At 71.4% G+C, this 22,361-nt stretch carries 25 protein-coding genes; 9 read left to right on the forward strand and 16 right to left on the reverse strand.

All coding sequences use genetic code 11. The features are described from left to right. From BMX74_RS28485 to BMX74_RS28505, 5 genes are all read right to left on the reverse strand, one after another. The coding region (locus BMX74_RS28485) for a helix-turn-helix domain-containing protein (RefSeq protein WP_143078794.1) at positions 1-266 on the reverse strand (266 nt) is incomplete at its 3' end. Between the two features lie 148 nt (positions 267-414). Next, the gene (gene lat / locus BMX74_RS28490; protein ID WP_055509825.1) at positions 415-1,689 is read right to left on the reverse strand and encodes an L-lysine 6-transaminase; all 1,275 of its coding nucleotides are present in this window, start codon (positions 1,687-1,689) and stop codon (positions 415-417) included. A 65-nt stretch (positions 1,690-1,754) separates the two neighbouring features. After that, positions 1,755-2,297 carry an HdeD family acid-resistance protein gene (locus tag BMX74_RS28495; protein WP_055509823.1) on the reverse strand — a complete coding sequence of 181 codons (543 nt, stop codon included), beginning with the start codon at positions 2,295-2,297 and terminating at the stop codon, positions 1,755-1,757. Positions 2,298-2,380: 83 nt separating this feature from the next. Beyond that, positions 2,381-3,028, reverse strand: coding sequence for a PAQR family membrane homeostasis protein TrhA (trhA, locus tag BMX74_RS28500; protein ID WP_091103808.1), 648 nt, complete (start codon positions 3,026-3,028; stop codon positions 2,381-2,383). Between the two features lie 72 nt (positions 3,029-3,100). Further along, positions 3,101-4,612 carry a penicillin-binding transpeptidase domain-containing protein gene (locus BMX74_RS28505; protein ID WP_091103809.1) on the reverse strand — a complete coding sequence of 504 codons (1,512 nt, stop codon included), beginning with the start codon at positions 4,610-4,612 and terminating at the stop codon, positions 3,101-3,103. Positions 4,613-4,657: 45 nt separating this feature from the next. Here BMX74_RS28505 and BMX74_RS28510 point away from each other — a divergent pair, with 45 nt between their 5' ends. The 3 genes from BMX74_RS28510 to BMX74_RS28520 all read left to right on the forward strand — a co-directional run bounded on the left by BMX74_RS28510 (position 4,658) and on the right by BMX74_RS28520 (position 7,234). Further along, positions 4,658-5,503: a spermidine synthase gene (locus BMX74_RS28510; RefSeq protein ID WP_337959863.1), complete on the forward strand. Its 846-nt coding sequence runs from the start codon at positions 4,658-4,660 to the stop codon at positions 5,501-5,503. A 93-nt stretch (positions 5,504-5,596) separates the two neighbouring features. Further along, positions 5,597-6,562: a pirin family protein gene (locus BMX74_RS28515; RefSeq protein WP_091103811.1), complete on the forward strand. Its 966-nt coding sequence runs from the start codon at positions 5,597-5,599 to the stop codon at positions 6,560-6,562. A gap of 183 nt (positions 6,563-6,745) precedes the next feature. After that, on the forward strand, positions 6,746-7,234 hold the full coding sequence (locus BMX74_RS28520) for a MarR family winged helix-turn-helix transcriptional regulator (protein WP_218154094.1): 489 nt from the start codon (positions 6,746-6,748) through the stop codon (positions 7,232-7,234). A 199-nt stretch (positions 7,235-7,433) separates the two neighbouring features. On the opposite strand, the gene BMX74_RS28525 is transcribed toward BMX74_RS28520, so the two are convergent. From BMX74_RS28525 to BMX74_RS28565, 9 genes are all read right to left on the reverse strand, one after another. After that, on the reverse strand, positions 7,434-7,763 hold the full coding sequence (locus BMX74_RS28525; RefSeq protein WP_091103815.1) for a nuclear transport factor 2 family protein: 330 nt from the start codon (positions 7,761-7,763) through the stop codon (positions 7,434-7,436). Beyond that, a complete protein-coding gene (locus BMX74_RS28530) occupies positions 7,760-8,860 on the reverse strand; it encodes a low temperature requirement protein A (protein WP_177227562.1) in 1,101 nt (366 codons plus the stop codon). The genes BMX74_RS28525 and BMX74_RS28530 overlap by 4 nt, the downstream gene beginning before the upstream one ends. Before the next feature lie 171 nt (positions 8,861-9,031). Further along, the gene (locus tag BMX74_RS28535; RefSeq protein ID WP_055509807.1) at positions 9,032-9,589 is read right to left on the reverse strand and encodes a superoxide dismutase family protein; all 558 of its coding nucleotides are present in this window, start codon (positions 9,587-9,589) and stop codon (positions 9,032-9,034) included. A 109-nt stretch (positions 9,590-9,698) separates the two neighbouring features. Beyond that, on the reverse strand, positions 9,699-9,974 hold the full coding sequence (locus tag BMX74_RS28540; protein ID WP_055509805.1) for a 4a-hydroxytetrahydrobiopterin dehydratase: 276 nt from the start codon (positions 9,972-9,974) through the stop codon (positions 9,699-9,701). Between the two features lie 52 nt (positions 9,975-10,026). After that, the gene (locus tag BMX74_RS28545; RefSeq protein WP_055509802.1) at positions 10,027-10,896 is read right to left on the reverse strand and encodes a carbohydrate ABC transporter permease; all 870 of its coding nucleotides are present in this window, start codon (positions 10,894-10,896) and stop codon (positions 10,027-10,029) included. After that, positions 10,893-11,807, reverse strand: coding sequence for a carbohydrate ABC transporter permease (locus tag BMX74_RS28550; protein ID WP_055509800.1), 915 nt, complete (start codon positions 11,805-11,807; stop codon positions 10,893-10,895). Before BMX74_RS28550 ends, BMX74_RS28545 begins: the two co-directional genes overlap by 4 nt. 3 nt (positions 11,808-11,810) lie before the next feature. Next, entirely contained in the window at positions 11,811-13,256 is a 1,446-nt protein-coding gene (gene ngcE, locus BMX74_RS28555; RefSeq protein WP_091103818.1) for an N-acetylglucosamine/diacetylchitobiose ABC transporter substrate-binding protein, read from the reverse strand. Positions 13,257-13,468: 212 nt separating this feature from the next. Continuing rightward, positions 13,469-14,683, reverse strand: coding sequence for an aminotransferase class III-fold pyridoxal phosphate-dependent enzyme (locus tag BMX74_RS28560; RefSeq protein ID WP_055509796.1), 1,215 nt, complete (start codon positions 14,681-14,683; stop codon positions 13,469-13,471). Positions 14,684-14,698: 15 nt separating this feature from the next. Beyond that, complete coding sequence (locus BMX74_RS28565) at positions 14,699-15,652, reverse strand: carbohydrate kinase family protein (RefSeq protein ID WP_091103819.1); 954 nt, start codon at positions 15,650-15,652, stop codon at positions 14,699-14,701. Between the two features lie 69 nt (positions 15,653-15,721). Between BMX74_RS28565 and BMX74_RS28570 the strand changes: the two genes are divergently transcribed. Together BMX74_RS28570 and BMX74_RS28575 are read left to right on the forward strand one after the other, a co-directional pair. Further along, positions 15,722-16,315: a TetR/AcrR family transcriptional regulator gene (locus BMX74_RS28570; RefSeq protein WP_091103821.1), complete on the forward strand. Its 594-nt coding sequence runs from the start codon at positions 15,722-15,724 to the stop codon at positions 16,313-16,315. A 65-nt stretch (positions 16,316-16,380) separates the two neighbouring features. Continuing rightward, on the forward strand, positions 16,381-17,061 hold the full coding sequence (locus BMX74_RS28575) for a class II aldolase/adducin family protein (RefSeq protein WP_091103822.1): 681 nt from the start codon (positions 16,381-16,383) through the stop codon (positions 17,059-17,061). A gap of 75 nt (positions 17,062-17,136) precedes the next feature. Here BMX74_RS28575 and BMX74_RS28580 read toward each other — a convergent pair whose 3' ends face one another. Then, a complete protein-coding gene (locus BMX74_RS28580; protein WP_091103824.1) occupies positions 17,137-18,705 on the reverse strand; it encodes a DUF885 domain-containing protein in 1,569 nt (522 codons plus the stop codon). Between the two features lie 22 nt (positions 18,706-18,727). Here BMX74_RS28580 and BMX74_RS28585 point away from each other — a divergent pair, with 22 nt between their 5' ends. Then, positions 18,728-20,026 carry a DUF4032 domain-containing protein gene (locus tag BMX74_RS28585; protein ID WP_236715155.1) on the forward strand — a complete coding sequence of 433 codons (1,299 nt, stop codon included), beginning with the start codon at positions 18,728-18,730 and terminating at the stop codon, positions 20,024-20,026. Here BMX74_RS28585 and BMX74_RS28590 read toward each other — a convergent pair. After that, on the reverse strand, positions 20,020-20,622 hold the full coding sequence (locus BMX74_RS28590) for an NAD(P)-dependent oxidoreductase (RefSeq protein WP_055509788.1): 603 nt from the start codon (positions 20,620-20,622) through the stop codon (positions 20,020-20,022). The two genes, BMX74_RS28585 and BMX74_RS28590, sit on opposite strands and share 7 nt — an antisense overlap. Before the next feature lie 53 nt (positions 20,623-20,675). On the opposite strand from BMX74_RS28590, the gene BMX74_RS28595 reads away from it, so the two are divergent. The 3 genes from BMX74_RS28595 (at position 20,676) to BMX74_RS28605 (ending at position 22,333) form a co-directional block, all read left to right on the forward strand. Beyond that, positions 20,676-21,026 carry a winged helix-turn-helix transcriptional regulator gene (locus BMX74_RS28595; RefSeq protein WP_082535659.1) on the forward strand — a complete coding sequence of 117 codons (351 nt, stop codon included), beginning with the start codon at positions 20,676-20,678 and terminating at the stop codon, positions 21,024-21,026. Between the two features lie 128 nt (positions 21,027-21,154). Beyond that, positions 21,155-21,529, forward strand: coding sequence for a hypothetical protein (locus BMX74_RS28600; RefSeq protein ID WP_055509785.1), 375 nt, complete (start codon positions 21,155-21,157; stop codon positions 21,527-21,529). A 3-nt stretch (positions 21,530-21,532) separates the two neighbouring features. Continuing rightward, complete coding sequence (locus tag BMX74_RS28605) at positions 21,533-22,333, forward strand: hypothetical protein (protein ID WP_055509782.1); 801 nt, start codon at positions 21,533-21,535, stop codon at positions 22,331-22,333. The last annotated feature ends 28 nt before the right edge of the window (positions 22,334-22,361 follow it).

A 22,361-nucleotide genomic window follows, 5' to 3' on the forward strand; every position in this document is an offset into this window, starting at 1 on the left:
ATCGTCGGTGGACGGCCCCCGTTCCATTTTGGGTCCAGAGCGTCGAACCCCTTCTCGTTGAAGGCGTGGATGACATCGCGCACGTAGTCGTCGCTGACCTGCATCAACGAGGTGATGTCCGGGACGCTTTGGCCCTGGCCGGACATCATCACCACGATCGCCCGCCGCAGCTTGACCGGATCCTTCGCGCTCCGTGTGATCCGCTGCAGCTTGCGGCCTTCCTCCATCGTTAATGGCCGGACGAACACTTCCGGTCGGCGAGCCACGACCACCTCCCAATGTCGAAGAGGCAGCCAGCCTGACGGGTTCACCGCCGGAGATCAATTACCCGTCCGAGATTCGGTGACGGGCCACTAGCCGCGCCCGCACGGCCCTCCGGGCCGGGGCCCCGGTGACGGGGGCCCCGGGCCGGGGTCAGGCGGCCAGCGCCTCGCCCAGCGCGGTGAGGCCGTGGTCCACGTCCGCCTCCGAGATGTTCAGCGCGGGACGCAGCCGCACCGAGCGCGGGCCACACGGCAGCACGAGCACGCCGTGGTCCTCCCGCAGGCGGGTGACCAGGGAGTCCCTGGCGGCGGTGTCGGGCAGGTCGAAAGCGCACATCAGGCCCCTGCCGCGGACGTTCGCCACGGTCTCGGGACGCTCGGCCTCCAGCTTGGTGAGGCGTTCCAGGATCACGGCGCCCAGGGTGCCCGCGCGCGGGATCAGCCCGTCGCGCTCGACGATCTCCAGCATGCCGCGGCTGCGGACCATGTCCACCAGGCCGCCGCCCCACGTCGAGTTGATCCTGCCGCTCGTCTCGAAGACGTTGCCGGGCACCTCGTCCACCCTGCGACCGGCCATGATGCCGCCCACCTGCACCTTCTTGGCGAAGGCCACGACGTCGGGCTCCAGGCCGAGCTGCTGGTACGCCCACGGCGTGCCGGTGGTGCCGCCGCCGGTCTGCACCTCGTCGAGGATGAACAGGGCGTCGTGCTCGTGGCACAGGCGCTGCATGGCCTGCAGGAACTCGGAGCGCATGTGGTTGTCGCCGCCCTCGCCCTGGATGGGCTCGGCGATGAAGCAGGCGATGTCGTGAGGGTGCCGTTCGAAGGCGGCCCTGGCCTGCGCGAGCGCGCGCTCCTCGGCCGCCTCGACGTCGCCGAGGTGGATGGCGGGCACGTCGATGCGCGGCCAGTCGAAGACGGGGAAGCGCTCGGTCTTGATCGGCTCGGTGTTGGTGAGGCTCAGCGTGTAGCCGCTGCGGCCGTGGAAGGCCCTGGTCAGGTGCATGACCTTGGTGCCCAGCGTGGAGGGGCGCCCCGCCGCCTCGTTGCGGCGGCTCTTCCAGTCGAAGGCGGTCTTGAGCGCGTTCTCGACGGCCAGGGCGCCGCCCTCGACGAAGAACAGGCGCGGCAGTGCCGGGTCGCCCAGCACGCGGACGAACGTCTCGACGAAGTCGGCCAGGTGCTCGGTGTAGATGTCGGGATTGGCGGGCTTGTTGCGCGCCACCCGGCCGAGGAGCTCGACGAACTCCGGGTCGAACGGCGGGTTCACGCCCAGCGGCGCGGAGGCGAAGAAGGTGTAGAAGTCCAGGTACCTGCGGCCGGTCCTGGCGTCGACGATCCAGGAGCCCTGGCTTCGTTCGAGATCGAGGATCAGCCGGTAGCCGTCGACGAGGAGGTGGCGGGCGAGGCGCTTGTGTACGTCCATGTCTCTCCACACTGAGCTAGACAGGCCGTACGTTCCCTGCTGGAACGCCGGTATACCAGAAAAATTTACGGCATACCTGCCCGCTTTGTGAACTTCTTCAGGGTGAACGAAAGAATGATCATCGCGATGCCGTACAGGATCGCGAAGATGCCGAGCAGCCAGACGAGGCTCAGCAGGCCCGCGCCGGGGAAGAAGAGCAGCAGCAGACCGAAGATCAGCGACAGGATTCCGCCGACGATCAGCATCCACTCGTTCTGGATGCGCTTGCGGAGCTGGATACCGGCGACGATCTCGGAGACGCCGCTGAAGATGGCCCAGAACGCCACCACGTACAGCAGGGCGAGCGACGTGAGGCCCGGCCAGACGAACGCGATGATGCCGGCGATGATGCCGAGGACGCCCGACAGGATCAGCCAGACCCGCGAGTCGGATCGGTGCCGGAGCCCCGCGACGAGCGACGAGATGCCGCCGATGATGGCGTACAACCCGAAGATGATCACGAGCACGAGCAGCGTGATGCCGGGCCAGACGATCGCCAGGACGCCGAGGATGATGGCGGCGATGCCGCGGACGAGGAGCAGTGACCAGGATTGCGCAATATCTCGCATACTGGGGGTGTTCTCCGCTATCGCCCGGAGATTACGCCAGCACCCGGTCAAATGTCGGTGATGCCCGCCGAGGCGACCCCCCCTCAGCCGTGGGAGTACACCACGATCGACACCGCGATGTACTGCACCAGGTACGCGGCGATCGTGAACGCGTGGAACACCTCGTGGAAACCGAACCACCGGGGCGACGGGTCGGGCCTGCGCAGGCCGTACACGACGGCCCCGGCCGAGTAGAGGACGCCCCCGACCGCGACCAGCACGACCGCGGCCACCCCCGCGCCCCGCAGGAGCTGCGGCATCACGAAGACGGCCGTCCAGCCCAGCGCCAGGTACAGGACGGTGTAGAGCCAGCGCGGCGCGCTCATCCACAGGACGCGGAACAGCACCCCCGCCAGGGCGCCGCCCCAGATGACGGAGAACACCGCGACGCGGGCCACGCCGTCGAGGGCGAGCAGCGCGAACGGCGTGTACGTGCCCGCGATGATCAGGTAGATGTTCGCGTGGTCGAAGCGGCGCAGCGCCTCGGCCAGGCGGGGGCCGAGCCTGCCGCGGTGGTAGGTGGCGGAGACGCCGAACAGCAGGGCCGAGGTGATGGCGTAGACGGAGGAGGCCAGGCGGGCCTGGACGGTGGGGCCGAGCGCCACGAGCACGAACCCCGCGACCAGCGCGACGGGCAGCGCTCCGATGTGCAACCAGCCACGCAGCAAGGGCTTGACGGAGATGGTCGTCATGCAACCTACGGTACCGTAGGTTAGCGCCGCCCCAGGAGCCGCCCGGCCGTCCCGCGGGGCCCCCGACGCGGGTCAGAGCCCGTTGAGGAAGCGCACGGCCACGGGCACCGCCGCCGACCGCCCCGAGCCCCCGTGCTTGACGAACACGCAGAACGCCAGGTCGCCGCGGAAGCCGATGAACCAGGCGTGCGAGCGTCCGCCGTCGTTCTCCGCCGTGCCCGTCTTGCCCGACACGTCCCCCGGCAGGCCCGCGCCGCTCGCCGTGCCGTGGTCCACCACGTCCCGCATCATGTCCCTGAGCGCCGCCACCACGCCCTCGTCGAGCCGGACGGGACGGCCCGGCTCCCCGTCCAGCCTGCGGACCTCCGCCTCCTCCAGCAGGCGCGGCGAGCGCCAGGTCCCGCTCTGCACGGCCGCCGCCACCGCCGCCATGCAGAGCGGGGTGACGACGACCGTCCCCTGGCCGATCGCGTTCTCGCCGAGCGCGTCCGGGTCGTCCGTGTCGTCCATCGAGCCGCAGGTGCCGCCCACGCCGGTCGCGATCGGGTGCGAGAAGCCCCACTCGTCCGCGGTGGCCCGAAGGTCGCGGCCGGTCAGCCGCGTGGTCGCCTGCTGGACGAAGGTCGTGTTGCACGAGTAGGCGTACGCGTCGGCGAAGCTGACCTGGCCGCGCTCCACCAGCCCGTCGTTGGCGAAGGACCGGTGGAGCGGGATGGTGTAGCGGGCCGGGCAGCCGACCTGCTCCGCCGGGCCGAGGCCCTTGCCGAGCAGCGCCGCCGCGGTGATCGTCTTGAACGTGGAGCCCGGCGGGAAGACGTCGCGCACGGCGCTGTAGTTGTCCTTCAGCCGGTCGGCCAGGGCCAGGATCTCCCCGGTGCTGGGCCGCAGCACGACGAGGGCGGAGTCGTCCACGCCGTCCAGCGCCCGCGCGGCGGCGGCCTGCGCCGCCCGCGACAGCGTGGTCCGCTGGACGGGCGCCTCGGGGCTGCGGGCCAGGAGCCGCCTGGGCGGCTGCCCCGGCGCGCCGGCGACCAGCTCCCACCCGTGCCCGGCCTGCTGCGACTCCGGTTCGAGCTGCCTGAGGTAGCTGTCGGCGTAGCTGCGCCGCGGAATGTCGTCGCCCTCGCTGGTGACCGGCCTGGCGGGCGGGGCGGGGATCTCGGTCAGGGCCAGCGTGCCGCCGTCCTTGAGCAGCGGGTGCAGGGTCTCGGGTGACCAGAGCACCCGCCAGGCCCGGTCGCGCACGGCCAGCCGCAGCGTGCCCTCGAACGGCCAGGCCCCCAGCTCGTGCAGTTGCCGCACGCCCGAGAACGGCACCTCGGCCGCCTCCTCGCCGGTGCCGCGCGGCCTGCCGGGCGTCAGCGTGAGGGACTCGACGTGCAGGTCCTCGGTGAACGACCGGTGGCGGGCGGCGAAGTCGCCGGGCGGCCGGTACACCAGGAGCGCCATGGCGCCGAGGTCGCCTCTGCGCCAGGCCGCGAAGTACGCGTCGGCGATCTCGGACGGGCCGCCCTTCACCCGGTTGGACGCGACGAAGGCGAAGGCACCCGCCCCGAGTACCGCGACGAGCGCTACAGCGAGCACAATCAGCCTTCGTCGTCGCATACGGTTCTCCCAGGAGGGGATGACGTGGCACGTGCACACCGGGAACCGATGCCCGGCCGTTACCCGGTGACGTTCGGCGAGGTCGAGCTGCTCCGGGATCTGGACAGGCAGGACGGCTGGATGCTGTCCAAGGATGACGTACCGCAGTCGTACGTCGATCTACAAGACCCCACCTATCTGGAATTCGACTATGTCCGCCTGATGGCCGACGTCATCGACCTGCTCCCGGACGGCCCGCTGTCCTGCGTCCACGTCGGCGGCGGCGCCTGCACGATCCCCCGGTACGTCAGCGCGACCCGTCCCGGCTCCAGGCACCTCGTCGTCGAGCCCGACGGCCTGCTCGTCAACCTCGTGCGCGAGCAGCTCGACCTGCGCTCGGTGCCCAAGCTGAAGGTCATCGTCAAGGGCGGCCGCGAGGGCACCGCCGGCCTGTGGGACGACTGCGCCGACCTGTTCGTGCTCGACGCCTTCAGCGGCGCCACCATGCCGGTCGAGCTGGCCACCGAGCAGTACATGGGCGACGTGGCCCGGGTGCTCAGGCCCGGCGGCACCCTGCTGGTCAACATCGCCGACGGCAAGGGGCTGGCGTTCGCCAGGCGGGTGACGGCGACGGTGCGCGGCGCGTTCCGTCACGTGGCATTGCTCGCCGAGCCGGGAATCATGCGGGGGCGCCGCTTCGGCAACCTGATCCTCGCCGCGTCCCGCGAGGAGCTGCCCGTGGACCTGCTCACGCGCCGCGCGGCGGGCGGGCTCACCCAGGCCAGGTGCGTCCACGGCGACGACCTCACCAGGTTCCTGGCCGGGGCCGCGCCCATCAGGGACGGCGACGCGGTGCTCTCGCCCGTGCCGCCTCCCGCCGTCTTCGGCTGAGGAGCCCCCGGGCGGGACACCCGGCGGCGCCGTCCCGGAATAGTTGAAACATAAACTTGGTTGTCCGGTGCACGACGCCGAAAGGAGCGCGACATGCCCGCCGTAACCGTGGACAACCTCTTGACCCTCCCCCGCCTGCCCAAGCCCGACGCGGCGACGCCCGAGCGCAAGGTGCTCGCCATCGAGACCGCGCCCAGCGGGTTCGAGGGCGAGGGCTTCCCCGTGCGCCGCGCCCTCGCGGCGATCAAGCCCGAGTACCTCGACCCGTTCGTCATGATGGACCAGATGGGCGAGGTCGACTACGCCGCCGGCGAGCCGAAGGGCACGCCGTGGCACCCGCACCGCGGCTTCGAGACCGTCACGTACATGATCGACGGCGTGATGGACCACCTCGACTCCAACGGCGGCGGCGGCAGCATCACGAACGGTGACACCCAGTGGATGACCGCCGGCGGCGGCATCCTCCACAAGGAGGCGCCGCCCGAGTGGCTCGTGCAGAAGGGCGGGCTGTTCCACGGCATCCAGCTCTGGGTGAACCTGCCCGGCGCCAAGAAGATGATCGCGCCGAAGTACCAGGACATCGGCAGGTCCAGCGTGGTGCTGCTGAGCAGCGACGACGGCGGCGCGCTGGTCAGGCTCATCGCCGGCGACGTCGCGGGCCACGTCGGCCCCGGCAGCACCCAGACGCCGATCACGCTGCTGCACGCCACGCTCAGCCCCGGCGCCCGGCTCGCCCTGCCGTGGCGCAAGGACTTCAACGCGCTGGTCTACGCGCTGTCCGGGCGCGGCTCCGTCGGCTCCGACGGGCGGCCGTTCCAGAGCGGCCAGCTCGCCGTGTTCGACGGCTTCGGCAACCGGCCGGGTCTCACCACCGCGGGCGAGACCATCACGATCACGGCCAGGGACACCCTCGACGTGATCGTCCTCGGCGGTGAGCCCATCGGAGAGCCGGTGGCGCACTACGGCCCGTTCGTCATGAACACCAGGGCCGAGCTCGTCCAGGCCTTCGAGGACTACCAGGCGGGACGCCTCGGCATGATCCCGGCCGAGCACGCCTGACCTGGGACGGCCCGCACGCCCCGCCTCGACGGGCCCGCACCTTCGGGTGCGGGCCCGTCCGCGTTCCTGCCGTCCTTGCCATCGCCCCTCCCGTTGATATAGAACTCCTTCATTATGAAGGACGTACATAAATTTGACCATGACCCCGACGGGCTCCTCTTCGATCCCGGCAGCCGATCCGCCATGACGGCGTTCGCCGGCGGCGGTGACACCCTCGCCCTGGAGGCCGCCGCCGCCGTGCGCACCGCCGCCCAGGCGCTCGAACGCATGCGCGCCCACGGCAGCGAGGGCCGCGGCCTCAGCAGCGGCGCCATGGACCTCCTCATGCGGCTCAGCCTCGCCGGCGACGACGGGCTCAGCATCGGCGACCTCGCCGCCGCGGCGGGCGTCAGCTCCCGCAACGTGACCGGCCTGGTGGACACCCTCGAACGCGAGGGGCTCGCCCGCCGTGGCCCCGACCCGCAGGACCGGCGCTCCGTCCTCGTCCGCGTCACGCCCGAGGGCCGCGCCTGGATCGAGGCGTTCCGCACGCCCACCGAGCGGGCCATGGCGGCCGTCTTCCACGGCTTCACCCCGGACGAGCTGGGCGGACTGCGCCACCTGTGCCTGCGGCTGGCCGCCAACCAGCAGCGGCTGTCAGAGCACCTGAACGCCGCCAGGGAGACGCGATGAGCGCCCGCGACGCCGTACGGGCGTACCACGAGGCCCGCTTCCGCGGCGACGTCGCCGCCGCCGCGGCCCGGGCACCCAGCGCACGGCCGAGCACTTCCGCCTGACCGGCGGGAGGATCACGAGCATCACGCTGATCTTCGACTCGGCGCCGTGGCAGCCGATGGCGTCCGCCATCGGCTGAGCACCCGCGGTGGCAGGGCTACGGCGCAGGAAGGGCGACGGCCGTCTGCCGCCAGATCCGGCCGTCCCTGACCACCAGGGTGCCGAACGCCGTGACCCGGCCGCCGCCGACCGTCATGGCGGCCCGGTAGAGGACGACGTCGTCCGTGGTGGCGAGCGACGTCACCTCCTCCACCCGCGGCCCGGCGGCCAGGTAGGCGGCGAACAGCTCCCTGATCTCGGCCGGGCCGCGCGCCACCCGGTCGAACCTGACGACCTCCGCCTCGTCGTGGTACTGCGCGAGCAGCGCCTCCAGGTCGGCGGCGGCGATGGCGTCGAGCTGACGCTCGAACAGGTCGTGGACGGTCATGCGACCCCTTCGGTGATCGGGCGGCGCAGGTCGCCCAGGACCTGCGCGGCGCCGTACAGGAGGATGAGGGCGAGCGCCGCCGGCACCGGCAGCGCCGCCGTGGCGAGCGTGAGCGCGGCGGCGCCCAGCCTGACGGCGGCGGCCCGGCGGTCGCCCGAGCACAGGTGCTGCACGCCCAGCACCGCGAAAACCAGCGCCGCCGGCACCCCCACCGCCCAGCTCGCGCCGGACGGGTGCTCGATCGCCTGCTCGATGCCGATGCCGAACGCGACCAGGCCCAGCGAGAGCGGCAGATGCGAGTACACCCACACCTGCCCGGCCAACCGGGTGCGCAGCACGACGGACTCGTCCACGTGGCCGAAGTACAGCCACCAGAACGCCATCGCCACCGCCACCCCGGCGAGCGCGACCAGCAGCACGCCCGGCGTGACCTCGTGGCCCTTCAGCCCGGTGACGACCGCCGCCACCACCTCGCCCAGCACGATCACCACGAACAGCCCGAACCGCTCCGGCAGGTGCTCGCTCTGCGGCGGCAGCCTGCCCTGCTGCGTACGGGCCAGGAGCGGCGTGGCCAGGTCGATCACCATCGCCGCCGCCCAGACGGCGTAGCGGGCGGGCGGCTCGACCGCGAGCGACGCCAGCCAGACGGCCGCCGCCAGCGTGAAACCGGCGGCGTACCGGGTGGTCAGCGGCCTGGCGTCGGGCACGTGCCGGCCGGCGCGCACGTACGCCGCGACGAGCACCAGCCGGGCGGCCACGTACGAGACGGCGAACAGGGCGGAGCGCCCGGCGATGTCGCTCACGCTCGCCGCCATGGCGGCGACGGCCAGGATCTGCGGCAGGGCCAGCAGGCGGTGGCTGACGTCGTCGGAGTCGAACCTGTTGGCGTAGAAGACGTACCCCGCCCAGGCCCACCAGATCGGGACGAACAGCCCCACGAAGGTCGGCACCCGTCCGGGGTCCGAGCCGGCGAGCACGTCGGCCACCTCGGCGACCGCGACGACGAAGACGAGATCGTAAAGTAGTTCCAGCCAGGTGGCGCGGCGCGGGGCCGGGTCGAACAGTCGAAGACGCGGCGGCTGCCACCGGCTCGTCACATGGACCTCCAGCCCTATGTAATTGTGTAATTATGCCCCAACCGTCCCCTCCGCCTCCACCGAGAAACCGAAGGCGGAGAGGGGCGACCCCGACGCCCTCCCCGCCTCCATGGGGAAAGGCCGGGCGGTGAGGCCCGGCCTTCCTTCGTCGCCCGACCCGGGCGCGGTGGGTCAGCTCAGTGTGAGGCAGGCGATGCGGGGGCCCGCGGTGCCCGCCTGCTCGCCCTTCTTCTTCGTCGGCTGCGCGTGGATCACCAGCGACTTGGGCAGGGCGGCCGGGTCGAGGGCCCACTCGTGCCTGGCGGTGGCCCGGCCCGCCCCCGAGGCGTCGGTCTTGAAGTCGAGCCACACCTCGCTGGACGGCGTGACCTGGCCGGGGTGGTGCTGGTAGTGCGGGCCGGACGCCTCGGGGTCGGTGGCGCAGGCGCCGGTGTGCAGGTGGGCGCCGTAACGCCGGTTGGGGACGAAACCCTCGACGACGAGCGACGTGCGCGTGGTGCCCCCGGTGGACTCGGCCTTGAGGCTGGCCTGGGCCCCGCTGGGGGCCAGGCGGCGGTCGTAGGCGATGGCGGCGGTGTTGCCGGCGGCGAACTCGCCACTGCCGCTCAGGGTGACCGCCCCGGCGGGGCCGTCGGGGCCGCCCGCGGCGGCGGGGACGTGCTGGACCACGTCGGGCGAACCCGAGCAGCCGGCGGCCAGCAGGACGAGCAGGAGCGCGGGCAGGCGCATGTGAACCCCCAAACATGACCCGCTTACGGCACGCGGGTCAGAGTGGGGCACCACTCTAGTCAGTGATCGACCGAACACGCTTCGTGTTCGGCCAACTCACTTCGCCGGGTCAGGCTCCGTGCTTGGCGGCGATGTCGTCGATGAGGGCGGCCAGGGTGAAGTCGAGGTCGGTCAGGCCGCCCTTGTCGTGGGTGGTCAGGGTCAGGTGGAGGGTGCGCCACCGGATGTCGATGTCGGGGTGGTGGTTGAGCTCCTCCGCCTTGACGGCGATGTCGTCGACGATGCGGATGGCGGCCGGGAAGTCGGGCGCGTTGACGGTGCGCCTGATCTCGTCGCCCTCGCGCCGCCAGGCCGGCAGGTCCTGCATCCGCCTGTCGATGTCCATGGGTCCTCCGGTGCTCGCGTGCTCAGGTCGGGCATGTCCGGGTCCCACGCTATTACTTCAGCGCCCCCGACCCGAGACCGGACTGGATCTGCCGCTGGAAGATCACGTACACGACGAGGACGGGCAGGATCGTCATGCTGAGCGCGGCGAACAGGCCGGGCCAGTCGGCCTCGTACCCGGCGAGGGTGGAGATGTTCGCGATGCCCTGCGTGAGCACCCACTTGTCCTGGTCCCTGGCGAGGAGGACGAGCGGCAGCAGGTACTGGTTCCACTGGCCGAGCACGTTGAAGACGGTGATGCTGACCAGGCCCGGCCTGGCCATCGGGACCATGATCTGGAAGAAGGTCCTGGTGTGGGAGGCGCCGTCGATCATGGCTGCCTCGGCGACGGCGTCCGGCAGGGTGCGGAAGAACGCCGCCAGGAAGAAGATCGTGAACGGCAGCGAGTACGCGATGTAGACCAGCACCAGGCCGAGGTGCGTGTTCAGCAGCCCGAGCTGGTTGACCACGAAGAACAGCGGCCCGAGCGCGAGGAACACGGGGAAGGCCATGCCTGCCACGAAGAAGTAGTAGACGACCCGGTTGCCGACGAACCGGTAGCGGGCCAGCACGTACGCCGCCATCGACCCGAACAGCATGGTGCCGGCGGTGCTGAGGGACACCACGATCACCGTGTTCAGCATGTACTGCCCGATGTGGGCCTTCGACCAGGCCCGTCCCCAGGAGTCGAGCCGCAGCTCGCCGGGGAGTTGCAGGGCGTCGCCGAAGATCTCGGTGTTGTTCTTGAACGACGCGAGGAAGGTCCACAGCAGCGGCAGGACGACGAGCGCCGTCCAGACGGCGAGCGCGAGGTGGGACAGGCCGCCGAGCACGCCGGCGCGCGCCCGGCCCCGAGCGGGAAGGCGGTCGCGTCGGGCGGTCACAGCTCGATCCTCTCGCGCCTGGTCGTCCGCAGGGTGAGCACGGCGAACGTCACGGTCAGGAAGAACAGCGCCACGCCCATCGCGGAGGCGTAGCCGTACTTGTTGTAGGTGAAGGCGGTCTTCCAGATCTGGATGGGCAGGACGGTGGTGGCGCCGTCGGGCTCGCCCTTGTCGCCCGCCAGCACCTGGATCAGGGCGAAGCCGTCGAAGGCGGCGATGCCCAGGTACACCCAGCCGACCTGGACGGTGTCGCGCAGCAGCGGCAGCGTGATGGAGAAGAACAGCCGCGCCCGCCCGGCGCCGTCGAGGGCGGCGGCCTCGAAGTAGTCCTTGGGGATGGCGGCCATGCCGGCGGAGAACAGCACGACGTAGAAGCCGACGGCCTGCCACACCATCACCGCGATCACGGACCACAGCGCGAGGCCGGGCTCGGTGAGCCAGCCCACGGGCTCGGCGCCGAACCGCGCGAGCAGGCCGTTGACGACGCCGCTCTCGTCGGGCCGGTAGACCGCCTTGAACAGCACGCCGACCACGGCCACGGCCAGGACCTGCGGGAAGAAGAACACCACCCGGTAGAAGCGCGACCCCCACACGCCCCGCATGCCGTCGCCGCGCGTGCCCCCGCCGAGGTTCAGCAGGTACGACAGGAAGAGCGCGATGACGATGGTGGCCACCGGCAGCACGAGCAGGAGGACGCCGTGGTTGCGCAGGGCCCGCCAGAAGACCTCGTCGTGGACCAGCTTGGCGAAGTTGTCCAGGCCGACGTAGGTGAGCTTCGAGCGGTAGCCGTTCCAGTCGGTCAGGGAGAGCTGGAACGCCTGCACGTAGGGGCTGATCACGAAGACCGCGTACAGGGTGACGGGGACCGCGAGGAACCCGATCACGAACCCGTACCTGCGCAACCGCTCCATCGGCTACTGGCTCCGGGTCTGCTTGGCCACGGACGAGTCCTTCTTGATCTCGTCGGCCTTCTTCTGCATCCTGGCGCAGAACTCCTCGGGGGTGACGCGCCCGGCCATGACGACGTTGATCTGCTCGGTGCCGTGGTCGAAGAGCTCCTTGTACCAGCCTTCGAAGCGGGCGTCGGTGATGATGTTCTGCCCGGCGGCGTCCTGGGCCCTCGCGGCGCTCATCAGGCCGGGGGGCAGGTCGAGTCCTTCGGCGGCGCCGTTGACGACGGTGAGGTTCTGGGTCTTCTGGGTGAAGCCCTTGGCGCCTTCCTTGGAGAGCATGAGGCGCAGGTATTCGAGGCCGCCCTGCGGATTCCTGCCCTTGGCGGCGACGACGAAGTTCTCGCCGACGCCCACCTGGACGGCGCCGTACGGCATCGCGTCGGAGGAGGTGACGTCGGGGATGGGGGCGATGGCGTACTCGAAGTCGAGGGGTTTGTCCTTGGCCATCTCGTTCTCGATCCAGGACCCGACGGGGTAGAAGAGCAGCTTGTTCTGGAGCTGTTTCACCTGGGTCTGGGTGTGGTCGAGCCCAAAGTACGCTTTGTCGCCATATTTCGCCTGAATCTCGACCCAGGCGGTCACCGATTTCTTCATGGCGTCGGCGTTCCAGGCGCCGTCCACCAGGTTGTCGATGTCGATGAGGACCTGGTTCCCGCCGATCTTCGCCGCCGTGTACAGGACGTTCCAGAGCTGGTAGTACGGCCCCTTCTGACCCGGGTAGGCGAAGAGCAGGATGCCCTCCTTCTTGGCCGTCTCGCCGAGCGCGGTGAACTCCGCCCAGGTCTTCGGCAGCGACCACCCCTTGGACTCGAACAGCTTGGCGTTGTACCACAGCGCCCGGTGCGACACCGTGTAGTTGAGCACCAGGTCCTTGCCGTTGATCTTGGCGTTGTCCAGGACGGCGGGCGTCACGGTGTCGCGCACCTTCCTCGACGGGTCGTCGGCCGAGGGCGCGTCGAACAGCGCGGAGAGGTCGGCGAGGTGACCCTCGGCGGCCAGCGCGGCGAGGTCCATGGCCTCGGGGCCCGAGTTGTTGACGACGTCGGGCACGTCGCCGCTGACGAAGCGGGGGCGGAGCTGGGTGCCGATCTGCTGGGTGGCGGTGTGCTTGATCGTGACCCCGGGGAACGCCTTCGTGTAGAGCGGCTCGTGGACGTCCTTGGCGTACGCGTCGCCGTAGCCGCCGCCGAAGATGACCACTTCGAGCGGCTTCTTCGGATCGACCCCGAACGGGTTCGCGGGGTCCGAGGAGGCCGCCACCGACGTGGACGGCGCCGCCGAGGGCTCGCTGCCCGCGCCGCTGGTGGCGCAGGCGCTCAGCAGGGCCGCGCCGGGCCCGGCGGCGAACGCGGTGATGCCGATGCGGCGCAGCAGCTGACGCCGTGTGATCTCGCCCGGATGGGTCATGGGGGGCTCCAGGGAAGCGTCAATTAGGAAAGTTTCCTAAACGTTTGCCCGAACGTACGGACGGCCCCCGACAGCCGTCAAGGGGGCGCGATCCAGACGTGACCTTGCCGTGATTTCCGTGGCGGACGCAGGGGTGGGCCGGGGCGGCGCGGCCCGCCCCGAAGGCGGCGGCGGGAGGAGAGCGGAGCACTCACTGAACGCGACGCCGCCGGTCAGCCGAAGTGGGCGCGGGTCTCCGCGAACGCCCGGTCGGTGCCTTCGAGGGCCCGCGCCACGTCCTCCTCGGTGTGGGCGGCCGACATGAACCAGTTGTGCCACGGGTGCAGGTACACGCCGTGCCGCAGGCAGGCGTCGCTCCAGTGCAGCGCGACCGACAGGTCGGCGTCGCCGTCGAAGCTGAGCCACGGGATGGTGACGGGGCCGGTCTGGTTGACGGTGAAGCCGTGCGCCTTCGCCTGCTCGTACAGGCCCTCGCGCAGCCGGGTGCCCGCCCGCTCCATGGCGGCGATGCCGTCGGTGTCGCGCAGCGTCTCGATGGTCGCCTTCGCCGCCGCCATGGCCACGGCCGAGAACCAGAACGAGCCGGTCGAGTAGAGCGTCTGCGCAGCGCCGCGCAGCGCGTCGGTTCCGGTGACGGCCGCGATGGCGTACCCGTTGGCCATGGCCTTCGACCAGGCCGTCAGGTCAGGGCGCACGCCGTACGGCTCCCAGGAGCCCCGCAGGTCGACGCGGAACCCGGCGCGGACGTCGTCGATCACCAGGGCGGCGCCGATGCGGTCGGCCAGGGCCCTCGCGCCCCGCGCGAACGCCGGCTCGACCAGTTCCTGGTCCTCGAACGAGTCGTGCTTGAACGGCGTGACGATGATCGCCGCGACGTCCCCCTCGACCGTGGCCGCCGCCGCCTCCAGCGACTCCAGCGAGTTGTACGTGAACTCGACCAGGTCGGCCCGCTCGTTCGGCGTCGTGCCCGCCGGCGACGGCGTGCACCACGGGTCGGCCCCGTGGTACGCCCCGTGCGCCATCAGCACCTTGGTGCGCCCGGTGGCGGCCCTCGCGACCATGAGCGCCTGGGTGGTGGCGTCGGTGCCGTTCTTGGAGAACATCGCCCAGTCGGCGCTCGGCACGGTGTCCACCAGCAGCTCGGCCAGCTCCACCATCACCGGGGCGGGGCCGTTGAGGCAGTCGCCGAGGGCGAGCTGGCGGGCCGCCGCCTCCTCCACCCTGGGGTGCCGGTGCCCGAGCACGACGGGGCCCCAGCTGCACATGAAGTCGATGTACTCGCGTCCGTCCGCGTCCCACTGTCGGCAGCCCTCGGCGCGCTGGAAGAACTGGGGGTAGCCGGGGGCGAAGATGGCGGCGTTGAGGTGCCCGTACATGCCGCCGGGCACCACCTTGGCGGCCCGCAGGCGCAGGTCGGCGTCTGTCATCTGGATGTCCTCAGGTCAGTCGAGCAGGGCGAGGGTGGAGTCGAGGCCGGTGATGCCGGCGTCGGAGCCGAGGCCGGTGGCGACGCGGGCGGCGGCGGCCGTGCCCCAGGTCGCGGCGGTCATGACGTCGTGGCCGTGGAGCAGCCCGGTGAGGAACCCGGCGCAGTACGCGTCGCCGCAGCCGGTCGTGTCCACCACCTCGGTCTTGATCGCCGGGACGTGCCGGGCGCCGTCGGCCGTGACGACGAGGCTGCCCTCGGCGCCGAGCGTGACGATCACCCCGCGCGGGCCCTCGGCGAGGAGCGCCCGCGCCGCCCGCTCGGCGGCGGCGACGGTCGCGTCACCGGCGGGCCGGGGCTCCTCCGTGGCGGGCGCCATGAGCGCGGCCTGGGTCTCGTTCGGCAGAACGTAGTCGACGTGCGGCAGGAACGCCCTGGCCATGCCCAGCAGGTCGGGCAGCTCGGACAGCAGGTCCATGGTGACGATCGTCCCGGACGCGCGGAGCTCGTCCAGGAGGGCGAAGAACGCCGGGTCGCCGAGGCCGAAGGTGACGTCCATGCCGCCGAGGTGGACGGCCCTGGCGCCGCGCAGCGCGGCGGCGTCGAGGTCGGCGAGCGTGACGCCGAGGTTCGCCCCGGGGACGTGGAAGCTGGGACGTCCGCCGTCGGGCCTGATGGGCAGGATCGAGGCGGCCGTCTGCTCCCCCGCCCTGCGGACGAGGCGGGAGGCGTCCACGCCGTGCCTGCCCAGCACGGTCAGGAGGAAGCCGCCCAGCTCGTCGTCGCCGATCGCCCCCATGGTGACGACGTCGTTGCCCAGTTTGACCAGGTCGACCGCGGTGCCGGCGGCGGAGCCCGCGGCCGTCATGCGGATCTGGTCGACCAGTACGGTGTCCTGGCCCTCGGGGATGTGCTCCACGGGCCTGGCGAGGATGTCGACGATGTGGACGCCGACGGTGGCCACGGTCATGCGTCTAAATAGACAGACGTCCGAATAAAAAGTCAATATGCTGGGGAGAGCAGCACGAGAGGGGGCCCGATGCCGAAGATCGTCGACCACGAGGAGCGCAGGCGCGAGGTCATGTCGGCGGCGCGCCGGGTGATCGTCAGGGACGGCATCGACGCCGCCACCACGCGCGCCATCGCCAAGGAGGCCGGCTACTCCAACGGCGTCCTCGCCCACTACTTCGCCGACAAGGACGAGATCCTGCTGTCGGCGCTGCGCGAGTCGCACGAGCGCATCAGGGCGCGGCTGACCGGGAAGGTGGAGGGCGTCTCCGGGCTGGCGGCGCTGCGCGAGCTGCTGCTCGACAACCTGCCGCTCGACGCCGAGCGCACGCAGGAGACCCGCCTGGAGGTCAGCTTCTGGAGCCGCAGCCTCGCCTCCGAGCGCCTGGCCGAGGTGCAGCGGGCCGAGGCCGCCGACCTGCGGGCCGCGGTGTGCCACCTGCTCGGGCAGGCGCGGGCGGCGGGCGAGCTCGGCACCTGCGACGACAGCCTCGACGACCTCGCCGAGCACCTGCTCGCCCTGGTCGACGGCCTCAGCCTGCACCTGCTCCTCTACCCCGACCGGCTGACCCGGGTCGACCTCGAACGCCTCCTGCTCAAGGCCCTCGACCGCCTCCTGCGCTGACCGCGGGCCGGTCCGCCGGGTGTCGGCCGTAGATGGATTTCGGACGACCGACTACATTGCCGCGCATGACTCCCCGCGAGCAGCTGTGCGAGTACGGCCGCAGGGCCGCCGAACTCGGCCTGGTCATCGGCACGTCGGGCAACCTCAGCGTCCGCGACGGCGACCTCGTGGCGGTCACGCCGTCGGGTGTGGCGCTGGACCGGCTGACCCCCGACTCGTGCCCCGTCGTGGACCTCGACGGCCACCTGGTGCAGGGCGACCTGCAGCCGTCCTCGGAGACGCCGATGCACCTCGCCGTCTACCGCACCACGGCCGCGCGTGCCGTCGTGCACACGCACTCGGTGTTCGCCACCGTGGTGGCCTCGACCATGACGGAGCTGCCGCCGGTGCACTACAACGCGCTGCTGCTCGGCGGCACGGTGCGGGTGGCGCCGTACGCCACGTACGGCACGCCCGAGCTGGCCGCGCACGTCGAGGAGGCGCTGCGCGGCAGGCAGGCCGCGCTGATGGCCAACCACGGCGGGGTGACCATCGGCGCGACGCTGGAGCAGGCGTTCGAGGCGACCCGGCTGCTGGAGTGGCTGTGCGAGGTGTACGTGCGGTCGCTCGGGGCCGGACGGCCGACCGTCTTGACGGACGAGCAGCTGGCCGCCGTGGTCGAGCGCTCGCTCAACCCGCCGAGCTTCCCGCGCCGCACGCCCGGCCGCCGGGCCGGCGCCCTCGACGCCCAGGCCGGCACGCCCTGACCCCGAGCACCCGCTGACCGTCAGGCGAGCGGGCGCTCAAAGGCACGAGCGGGTGCTCAGGGCAGGCGCTGACCGTCAGGCGAGCGCCGCCTGCTCGGCCAGGCCGAGCGGCAGGCCCCCGGAGCCGGCGATCCGGTCGTGGAACTCGCGCGGCGTCCCGGTGAACGACTCCTTGATCCGCTCGATCTCGATGGCGCCCGTCAGGTACGAGGGCGCCTGGGTCGGCCAGGCGCAGTACCGGTTGACCTCGCCCTGCGCGGTGCCCGGCGACAGCGACGCCCTGGTCGCCATGAACTCCTCGGCCTGCTCGATCGACATGTCCTCGCAGTGCAGCGCGGTGTCCACGACGATGCGGGCGGCCCGGAAGATCCGGCAGTCCAGGTGGGCCAGCTCGGTGGCCGGGGTGTCGAAGTAGCCCTGCTCGTGCAGCATCTTCTCGACGTACAGCGCCCAGCCCTCGGTGAAGTACGGCGTGCGGAAGACCTTGCGCGCGGTGCGCGAGCCGGCCGCGAGGTACGACAGGTGCCAGTGGTGGCCGGGGTACGCCTCGTGCACCGCGATCGACGGCATCTGCGCCCTGCAGTTCGTCCGCAGCCGCTGCCGCACCTGCTCAGGGGTGAAACCGTCGGGCGTGTACGGCACGAAGAAGACGCCGGTGCGCGAGCTGCTGAGCGGCGGCGGCGCCAGGTAGTGGGCGACCGCCAGGATCGGCCTGGCGTACTCGGCGGACGGCAGCACCTGGCACTCCTCCCCCTCGGGGAAGGTGACGAGTTCCCGCTCGCGCACGAAGTCGCGGGCGCGCAGCGTCTCGGCCTCGTACTCGGCCCGCATGTCCTCCAGGGTGGGCGGGTGGTCGTCCATGAGCGTCTCCATGGCGGCCCGCCAGTCCTGCGTGCCGTTGACGCGGAGGGCGACCTCGCGCATCCTGGCGTCGAGCTCGGCCCAGGCGGCTCTGCCCTTCTCGTGCAGTTCGGCGGCGCCGTAGCCGAGCAGCTCGCGCTCGCGCAGGAGCGTCGAGTAGAGCTTCTCGCCCATGCGCCAGGTGCCGCCGCAGGTGAAGCCCTCCAGGAAGGTGACGAGGTCGTCGAACGCGGCGGCGGCCGGTTCGGCGGCGGCGGCCAGCCGGGCGCGCAGGTCGGGGTCCTCGACCATGGACGGCACGGTCCTGGTGAGGAAGTTGCGTCCGGTGCGGGCCTGGCCGAGCCCCCGCTGGACGAGCAGGGGCGCGGCGAGGTCGGGGTCGAGGTTGGCGCGGCAGGCGGCGAGCACGGCGGGCACCTCGGCCAGCCGGGAGATCGCGGCCGCGACCAGCTCGGGCTCGGGCTTCAGCCGCTGCTGGAAGGGGTTGAACATCGAGGCGAAGACGGGGCCGAGGTAGGCGGAGGGGTCGCGGCGCCACTCGGGCCACGACTGCATGGCGATCGACCCTCTGAGGTGGGACAGCACGAGGTCCCTGTCGATGGCGTCGTCGAGGGTGGGGGTCTCGGTCCTGGACAGCCGGTCGAGCCAGCACTCCTCCTCCCGCTCGCGGGCGGTGAGCCCGGCTGCGGAGAAGTCGCCGAGTGTGTGGTCGTGGCCGTCCGCTCCGAGCTGGCTCGCGAGGACGGGACGCTGGGAGAAGTACCACTTGAGAAACTCGTCCACCAACGCACCTTATCCTGACGAAATGCCCCTGCAGATGACCGGCGCGTTAGGCGATCCCGACCTCATCCGCCTCCCCTGGGAGGTCCCGCTGGAGGACTGGCCCCGCCATCACCTCGTCGACCTCCCGCGCGGCATCTCGCGGCACGTCGTGCGTTTCGCCAGGCTCTCGGGCAAGGTGTACGCGATCAAGGAGATCAGCGAGCGGTACGCCAAGCGGGAGTACCAGCTCCTGTGGGACCTGGCCAGGCTGGACGCGCCCTCCGTCGAGCCCGTCGCGTACGTCACCGGCCGGGCCGAAGGACTCGACGCGGCCCTGATCACCCGGCATCTGCAGTTCTCGCTGCCGTACCGGGCGGTCATGTCGGGCACGCTGCGCCCCGACACGCTGACCCGCCTGCTCGACGCGCTGGCCGTGCTGCTGGTGCGGCTCCACCTGATCGGCTTCTACTGGGGCGACTGCTCGCTGTCGAACACGCTCTTCCGCAGGGACGCGGGCGCGTTCGCCGCCTACCTGGTGGACGCCGAGACCGGCGAGATGCACCCCATGATCAGCGAGGGGCAGCGGCTGGCCGACATCGAGGTCGCCCACACCAACATCTTCGGTGAGATGCTCGACCTGGAGGCCGGCGGGCTGCTCCACCCGTCCGTCGACCCGATGGAGACCGCCGAGGACATCGTCAACCGCTACCACCGCCTCTGGGACGAGATCACGCAGAGCGAGATCATCGAGGAGGTGGACTGGCACCGCGTGGAGCAGCGCATCCGCCGGCTCAACCTGCTCGGCTTCGACGTGGCCGAGATGATGGTGCGCCGCAAGGTCGGCACCGGGCGGCTGATCGTGCGGCCGAAGGTCGTGGACGCGGGGCACCACCAGCGGCGCCTGCTCAGGCTGACCGGCCTGGACGTGGAGGAGAACCAGGCGCGGCGGCTGCTCAACGACCTCGACGGCTTCCGGGTGGCCAAGGGCCTGCGCCACGAGGACGAGGCCATCGTGGCGCACCGCTGGCTGGCCGAGGTGTTCCAGCCGACGGTGGAGGCGATCCCGGCCGGGCTGCGCGGCAAGCTCGACCCCGCGCAGCTCTTCCACGAGATCCTCGACCACCGCTGGTACCTGTCGGAGTCGGCGGGCGGCGACGTCGGCCTGGCCACGGCCGTGAAGTCGTACGTGGACAACATCCTCGTCCACAAGCCGGACGAGCGGGCCCTCCTCCCCGACGACCCCGACGACCATGACGACCCTGACGACCTCGGCGCCCACGACCGCCTCGACCGCCTCGACGCCCCCGGCGATCTCGGCGGCGCGGCGCGGGCGGGTCAGTAGGCCACGGTGACGCGGCGGCGCGGGTGGGCGCCCTTCTCCAGCTCGTCGGCGACGGCCACCGCGTAGTCCTCGGCGGAGACGAAGCTGCGGCCCTCCGCGTCGGTCAGCAGTTCGTCGCCGCCGAGGCGGTAGCGGCCGGTACGCTCCCCGGGCGCGATCTCGGCGGCGGGCGAGACGTAGGTCCAGTCGAGGTCGTCCACCTCGCGGAACAGGCGCAGGGCCGAGCGCGCCGCCAGCGACTCCTTCTTGTAGATCTCCGGGAACCCGGGCGTGTCGACGAGGTCCACGCCGGGGGCGACCTGGAGGCTCCCCGCGCCGCCGACGACGACGAGGCGGCGTACCCCTGCGGCGCGCGCCCCCTCGATGAGCGCGCGGTTGGCCGCCAGGAAGGGGGCCTCGGGCTCGGTGCCGTCGCGGGGCGGGGCGATGGCGGAGACGACGGCGTCGTGGCCGGGGGCGAGCGTGGCGGTGTCGCGGATGTCGCCCTTGACGGGGCCCGAGCGGCTGAGGCCGGTCACCTCGTGGCCGCGGGCGGTGAGTTCGGCGGCGATGCGCTGACCGATCATGCCGGTCGCGCCGAAGAGCAGGATTCTCATACCTGCACAGTATCCATCGGATACTGGTTACTTCATCGTGCTATAAGTACCTTGTGGATACTGGCGATGTCTTCGACCCGGAATGCCCCACCCGGGTGGTCCTCGACCGTATCGGGGATAAATGGTCGGTGCTCGTGCTGCTGAGTCTCGACGGGGGGCCGATGCGGTTCACCGAGCTGCGCGGGCGCATCGGCGGTGTGACGCCGAAGGTGCTGACCCAGACCTTGCGGTCGATGGAGCAGGACGGGCTGCTGACCCGCGAGGTGTTCGCCGAGGTGCCGCCGCGGGTGGAGTACACCCTCACCGACCTCGGCCGTTCCCTGCACGGCCCGCTGTCGGTGGTGGCCGGCTGGGCCGAGCGGAACGTGCACGAGATCCTGCGCTGTCGCGAGAAGTTTTCATGAATTAGAACCTTCTCCAATACGGTGATGCTTTTCTCCGCCCTAGCCGTATAAATCCGTAACTTGCGAAAGATCGGCCCTCTTCGGTCCCCCTACGCTGTCTCCGTCCCAAGACGGCGAGGGAGGTCCCGGTGCTCGGACTCGACACATGCCTGGCCGAGGTCATGTCCATCCCAGGGGCACTCGACGCCATGCTCATCGACCACACGAGCGGCATGGCCGTGGCCTTCAGCACCGCCTCGGGCGTGGACGCCGACCGCTCGGCCGAGGCCCTGACCGAGGCCCTGCGCGCCACGTCCGACGGCCTGTCCCGCTCCTCCCCCGGCGACTACGTCCGGGTGGACGAGATGCTCATCACCACCGACAAGGGCCACCACCTGCTCCGGCTGCTCGACACGGCCTTCGAGGGGCCGCTCGCGCTGTACGTGCGGCTCGACATGGAACGGTCGAACCTCGCCCTGGCCCGCCATCGCCTCCAGGCGATCTCCAACCAGCTCCTGACGTGACCCATGACGTCCCTGGACACGCTCCTGGCCGGGCTCGCCCGCGAACGCGCCACCGGCGCGCTGCGCGTGGGGAGGAACGGGACGATCTTCTTGTCGGAAGGCCGCGTGACGTACATGGAGTGCGCGCAGACACCCGGGGCCGAGCGGCTGCTCGCGGCCGGCGGGCTGGTGACGGAGGCCGCCCTTCGCAGGGCCCGCGCGGACGGCGGCTGCGCCCGGCTGCTGGAGGAGGGCTGCGTGACCCGCGGCGAGCTGCAGTACGCGGTGCTCGGCGCGGTGCTGGACGCGGCGTTCTTCCTGCTGCCCGGCGTCGGGACGCGGCCCAAGTTCCGCCCCGGCGAGCAGCACTGGCTGGGCGGCCAGTGGTTCTTCGACGTGGCCGGGCTGGTGCGGGAGTGCGCGCGGCGGCGCGAGCAGCTCGCCAGGATCTGGCCGTCGGCCGACCTGGACACGGCGCCGGTGCGCCCGGTGCCGTGCCCGCCAGGGCAGAGCGTGACGCTCAGCAAGGCCCAGTGGGAGATCCTCGTACGCGCCGACCAGGTCTCCACCCCGCTGGAGCTGGCCAGGCAGATCGGCAGGTCGGGCTACTCGATCCTGCTGGGCGTGCGCAGGCTGGCCGCCGCCGGGCTGCTCGCGCCACCCGAGGCCCCCGCCCTGCCGAAGCGGGCCAGGCGGCCGGAGGATCGGCGCCCGCCGCACGATCCCAGGGCCGCCCACCAGCCGCTCGGCCCCCAGGTCACGGGCGACCCCGCCGACCTGGCGCTGCTGCTGCGGCTGAAGAAGGCGCTGGAGGAACTGACATGAGACGGTTCCGCACGCGGAGGAGGTCCTC

The sequence above is a fragment of the Nonomuraea pusilla genome (genome assembly GCF_900109355.1).
GTDB lineage: Bacteria > Actinomycetota > Actinomycetes > Streptosporangiales > Streptosporangiaceae > Nonomuraea > Nonomuraea pusilla.

What these genes read in the sequence shown, in the direction of transcription:
- BMX74_RS28525 (WP_091103815.1), bottom strand. Translation starts at nt 7,763, where the DNA reads ATGACCGTCCACGACCTGTTCGAGCGTCAGCTCGACGCCATCGCCGCC.
- ngcE (WP_091103818.1), bottom strand. Translation starts at nt 13,256, where the DNA reads ATGACCCATCCGGGCGAGATCACACGGCGTCAGCTGCTGCGCCGCATC.
- lat (WP_055509825.1), bottom strand. Translation starts at nt 1,689, where the DNA reads ATGGACGTACACAAGCGCCTCGCCCGCCACCTCCTCGTCGACGGCTAC.
- BMX74_RS28535 (WP_055509807.1), bottom strand. Translation starts at nt 9,589, where the DNA reads ATGCGCCTGCCCGCGCTCCTGCTCGTCCTGCTGGCCGCCGGCTGCTCG.
- trhA (WP_091103808.1), bottom strand. Translation starts at nt 3,028, where the DNA reads ATGACGACCATCTCCGTCAAGCCCTTGCTGCGTGGCTGGTTGCACATC.
- BMX74_RS28515 (WP_091103811.1), top strand. Translation starts at nt 5,597, where the DNA reads ATGCCCGCCGTAACCGTGGACAACCTCTTGACCCTCCCCCGCCTGCCC.
- BMX74_RS28570 (WP_091103821.1), top strand. Translation starts at nt 15,722, where the DNA reads ATGCCGAAGATCGTCGACCACGAGGAGCGCAGGCGCGAGGTCATGTCG.
- BMX74_RS28585 (WP_236715155.1), top strand. Translation starts at nt 18,728, where the DNA reads ATGCCCCTGCAGATGACCGGCGCGTTAGGCGATCCCGACCTCATCCGC.
- BMX74_RS28605 (WP_055509782.1), top strand. Translation starts at nt 21,533, where the DNA reads ATGACGTCCCTGGACACGCTCCTGGCCGGGCTCGCCCGCGAACGCGCC.
- BMX74_RS28575 (WP_091103822.1), top strand. Translation starts at nt 16,381, where the DNA reads ATGACTCCCCGCGAGCAGCTGTGCGAGTACGGCCGCAGGGCCGCCGAA.
- BMX74_RS28550 (WP_055509800.1), bottom strand. Translation starts at nt 11,807, where the DNA reads ATGGAGCGGTTGCGCAGGTACGGGTTCGTGATCGGGTTCCTCGCGGTC.
- BMX74_RS28560 (WP_055509796.1), bottom strand. Translation starts at nt 14,683, where the DNA reads ATGACAGACGCCGACCTGCGCCTGCGGGCCGCCAAGGTGGTGCCCGGC.
- BMX74_RS28540 (WP_055509805.1), bottom strand. Translation starts at nt 9,974, where the DNA reads ATGGACATCGACAGGCGGATGCAGGACCTGCCGGCCTGGCGGCGCGAG.
- BMX74_RS28590 (WP_055509788.1), bottom strand. Translation starts at nt 20,622, where the DNA reads ATGAGAATCCTGCTCTTCGGCGCGACCGGCATGATCGGTCAGCGCATC.
- BMX74_RS28565 (WP_091103819.1), bottom strand. Translation starts at nt 15,652, where the DNA reads ATGACCGTGGCCACCGTCGGCGTCCACATCGTCGACATCCTCGCCAGG.
- BMX74_RS28495 (WP_055509823.1), bottom strand. Translation starts at nt 2,297, where the DNA reads ATGCGAGATATTGCGCAATCCTGGTCACTGCTCCTCGTCCGCGGCATC.
- BMX74_RS28520 (WP_218154094.1), top strand. Translation starts at nt 6,746, where the DNA reads ATGACGGCGTTCGCCGGCGGCGGTGACACCCTCGCCCTGGAGGCCGCC.